Genomic DNA, 4,779 nt, shown 5'->3' on the forward strand with positions numbered 1-4,779 from the left:
CCCGAACGACTCCACCAGACGGAACAACGCCACCTCGACCGCGAACAACCCGGCCTGCGTGAACACCGTCTGATCCAACAACCCCGCCTCAGCAGTGCCCGCCTCAGCGAACAACACCTCCCGCAACGGACACGGCAGCAGCGCATCGAGGTGTCCGCACACCTCGCCCAGCGCGGTCGCGAACACCGGGAACAGGGCGGCCAGCTCCCGACCCATCCCGGCACGCTGCGCACCCTGGCCGGAGAAGAGCACAGCCAGCTGCGTACGCGTCGTGCCGGTCCCCGTCGCCACGGCGGCGGCCGGCTCACCGGCGGCGAGCGCCCGCAGCCCGGCCAGCAGTTCGTCCCGGCCCGTCGCGGTGACCACCGCACGGTGCTCCAGCACGGCCCGGCTGACTGTCGACGACCAGCCGATGTCGGCGGGGCGCAGTTTCTCGTCGTCGGCGATCCAGCGGGCCCAGCGGTCGGCCTGCGCCGCGACGGCGGCCTCGGAGCGGGCCGAGAGCAGCACGGGGGTCGGCAGCGACCCGGCGGCGGGCGTCGGCGTGTGCTCGCCCCGGGTGGGCTCCGCTTCGGCGGGGGGTTGCTCGATGATCACGTGCGCGTTGGTGCCGCTGACGCCGAACGACGAGATCGCGGCGCGACGGGGCCGGCCCGCCGCGGGCCAGTCGCGGGCCTCGGTGAGCAGGGAGACCGCCCCGGCGCTCCACTCGATGTGCGGGGACGGCTCGTCGACGTGCAGCGTCGACGGCAGCACGCCGTGCCGCATCGCCATGATCATCTTTATGATGCCGGCTGCCCCGGCGGCGGCCTGGGTGTGGCCGATGTTCGACTTGATCGAGCCCAGCCAGAGCGGCCGGTCGGCCGGCCGGTCCTGCCCGTACGTCGCCAGCAACGCCTGCGCCTCGATCGGGTCGCCCAGCGTCGTGCCGGTGCCGTGCGCCTCCACGGCGTCCACGTCGGCAGTGGTCAGCCGGGCGTTCGCGAGGGCCTGCCGGATCACCCGCTGCTGCGACGGGCCATTCGGCGCCGTCAGCCCGTTCGACGCGCCGTCCTGGTTGACGGCGCTGCCGCGTACCACCGCCAGGATCCGCCGGCCCTCACGCTGCGCGTCCGACAGGCGCTGCACCAGCAGCACACCGACGCCCTCCGACCAGCCCGTGCCGTCGGCCGACGCCGCGAACGACTTGCAGCGGCCGTCCTGCGACAGGCCCCGCTGGCGGGAGAACTCGATGAACGTCCCCGGCGTCGCCATGACGGTCACGCCACCGGCCAGGGCGAGATCGCACTCGCCGCCGCGCAGCGCCTGCACCGCGAGGTGCAGCGCGACCAGCGACGACGAGCACGCCGTGTCGACAGTGACCGCCGGGCCTTCGAGGCCGAACGTGTACGCGACCCGGCCGGACAGCACGCTGCCGGAGGTGCCGGTGCCGAGGTAGCCGCCCACGCCCTCGGGCAGGTCCTGCACGCCGGAGGCGTAGTCGTGGTACATGAGCCCGGCGAAGACGCCGGTCCGGCTGCCACGTAGCCGCGAGGGGTCGAGGCCGGCCGACTCGAACGTCTCCCAGGACGCCTCCAGCAGCAGTCGCTGCTGCGGGTCCATGGCGATCGCCTCGCGCGGCGAGATGCCGAAGAAGTCCGGGTCGAACTCGGCGGCCCCGTACAGGAAGCCACCGTGGCGGGTGTACGACGTCCCGGGGTTGTCCGGGTCGGGGTGGAAGAGCCGGTCGAGGTCCCAGCCGCGGTCGGTGGGGAACTCGCCGATGCCGTCGGCGCCGGCGGCGACCAGGTCCCACAGCTGCTGCGGGTTCGTCACGCCGCCCGGGTAGCGGCAGGCCATGCCCACGATGGCGATCGGCTCGTCGACGTTCGTCGCCCGCACGGCCCGCTGCTGCTCGGCAACCTGGCCGGACAGCTGCTCGTACAGGTGCTCCGACAGGGCGGCAGGGGTCGGGTAGTCGAAGACGAGCGTCGACGTGAGCCGCAGTCCGCTCGCGCTGTTGATCCGGTTGCGCAGCTCGACGGCGGTCAGCGAGTCGAAGCCCAGTTCCCGGAACGCCCGGTCCGCCGGCACCGCCTCGGCGCCGCCGTGGCCGAGCACCTGCGCGACCATCCCGCGCACCAGCAGGGCCACCTGCGTACGCGCCTCCTGCGGGTCGAGGCCGGCCAGCCGGTCGGCCCACGTGCCGGTGCCGGAGCGGCGACGCTTCGCGGCCGGTCCCACCAGGCCCCGCAGCATCACCGGCACCCGGCCGGCGGCGGTCCGTGCCCGCATGGCGGGCAGGTCGACCACGGCCGGCACCAGCGCCGCGCCGCCGTGGGTCAGGGCGGCGTCCCACAGCCCGAGCCCGACCGGGGCGGTCATCGGGACCAGACCGGCCCGGGTCACCCGCGCCCGGTCGGTGTCGTTGATCGACGCGGCCATGCCGTCGGTGTCCCACATGCCCCACGCGAGGCTGACGGCGGGCAGCCCGCGCTGCGCCCGCAGCACGGCGAGGGCGTCCAGGAAGGCGTTGCCGGCCGCGTACGCGGCCTGGCCGGGAGAGCCGAGCACCCCGGCGACGGAGGAGAAGAGCACGAACAGGTCGAGGTCCAGCTCGGCGGTCGCCTCGTGCAGCCACCAGCCCGCCGTGACCTTCGGGGCCAGCACGTCCGCCAGCTGGTCGGCGGTGATCCCGCTGACGATGCCGTCGTCGAGGACGCCGGCGGTGTGGACCACCCCGGCCAGGCGGTCGTCGGCGGTGATGGACCGGACCAGCTCGCCGACGCGCTCGCGGTCGGTCACGTCCGTGGCGACCACGCGGGCGGTCGCGCCCAGCGCGGCCAGCCGCCGCACCAGTTCGTCGGCTCCGGGGGCCGCCGGGCCCTGCCGGGACGCCAGCACCAGCGACCGCACGCCGTAGGCGGTGACGAGGTGTTCGGACACCAGGGCGCCCAGCGATCCGGTGCCGCCGGTGACGAGGACGGTTCCCCCGTCGAGGGTCGCCGGGGTCCGCACGGCGCCCGTGGCGCGGACCAGCCGCGGCAGGTACGCCGTGCCCGACCGCACCGCGATCTGCCCGCCGAGGGCGGGGTCGTCGGCGGCTGCGGCGAGCAGGGCCAGCCGGTCGGCGTCCAGGTCGGCGCCGGGTTCCAGGTCGGCCAGCACGAGCCGGCCGGGGTGCTCCGACTGGGCCGAACGCAGCAGGCCCCAGACCGCCGCCCCCGCCAGGTCGCTGACGCGGTCGTCGGTGCCGGTGGCCACCGCGCCGCGGGTCACGACGACCAGCCGCGAGTCCGCCAGCGGCTCGGCCGCCAGCCACGCCTGCACCGCGCCGAGGACGTCCGTCGTGACGGAGCGCACCGCGTCGGGCACGTCCGTCCCGGAGGTCGCCGGAGTGACCGGCAGCAGCAGCGCCGCCGGGGCGGTGCCGTCCGTCGCCGCCGTGGTCAGAGCGGCGACGTCGGCGTACGCCGGGAGCTGCGACGCGCCGTCGAGCGGGCGGTCACCGAGCACGGCCCAGCCGTACGCGCCGTCGGGCGCGGCGATCTGCTCGGGCTGCCAGGAGACCTCGAACAGGGATCGGTACGCCTCGTCCGGCGGGGCTGCCGGGCCGGTCATCTCGCGCAGTGTCAGCGAGTCCACCGACACCACGGGCACGCCCGTCTCGTCGGCGGCGACCAGCCGCACCGAGTTGCCGGAGGCGGTGAGGCGGACCCGGAGCGTCCGGGCGCCGACGGCGTGGACCTGCAGACCCTCGAACGCGAACGGCACCCGGGGTCCGCCGCCCGGCTGCTCGGCGGGCAGCAGCCCGACGGGGTGCAGGGCGGCGTCCAGCAACGCCGGGTGCACCCCGAAGCCCGCCGGGTCACCGGTTACCTCGTCGGGGAGGGTGACCTCGGCGAACACCTCGCCGTCGGCGGTCCATGCCCGGCGCAGGCCCCGGAAGACCGGCCCGTACGCGAGCCCGTGCTCGGCGACCGTCGCGTACCAGCCGGTGACGTCCACCTCGGACGCGCCGGGTGGCGGCCAGGCGCCCAGGGTGGGCTCGTCGGCAGTGGGGGCGCCGACGAGGCCGTCGGCGTGCCGGGTCCAGCCCGACTCGGCGTCGTTTTCGGGCTGGGAGTGCACGGTCACCGAGCGACTGCCGGTCCCGTCGACGGGACCGACCCGGACCTGGACCCGTACCCCGCCGCCGGTGGCGGGCAGCGCGAGCGGGGCGAGCACTGTCAGCTCGCGGACGCGGGACGCGCCGACCTCGTCGCCCGCCCGGACGACGAGGTCCACCAGCGCGGTGCCCGGCACCACCACGGCACCGGAGACGATGTGGTCGGCGAGCCACGGGTGCGTCGACACCGACAGCCGGCCGGTCAGCACCACCATGTCCTCGCCGGCGACCGACACCGCCGCGCCGAGCAGCGGGTGCCGCGCCACGCCGAGGCCGGCCCCGGAGACGTCGGCGGACTGGCCGGTGGGCGGCAGCCAGTACCGCTCCCGCTGGAAGGCGTACGTGGGCAGGTCCACCCGGCGCGCGCCGGTCTCGGTAAACCACGACTGCCACGTCACCGGCACACCGTGCACGTGCAGCTCGGCGAGGGCGTGCAGCAACGCCGGCGCCTCCGGCCGGTCCCGGCGCTGCACAGCCACCGCCAGCACGACGTCGTCATCGGGCAGCACATCCGCCGCCATGGCGGTCAGCACGCTCTGCGGACCGACCTCCAGGAACGTGTCCACACCCGCCCCGCGCAGCGCCGTCACACCATCGGCAAACCGCACCGCCTCCCGCACATGCCGCACCCA

1 protein-coding gene is annotated in these 4,779 nt (G+C 75.6%); it reads right to left on the minus strand.

The features are described 5' to 3' along the window. Window positions 1-4,779: type I polyketide synthase (locus C569_RS31875; RefSeq protein WP_018789160.1), on the minus strand; the 4,779-nt coding region annotated here is incomplete at both ends.

Origin of the sequence: Micromonospora sp. CNB394 (assembly GCF_000374985.1) — a bacterium.
Lineage (GTDB): Bacteria > Actinomycetota > Actinomycetes > Mycobacteriales > Micromonosporaceae > Micromonospora > Micromonospora marina.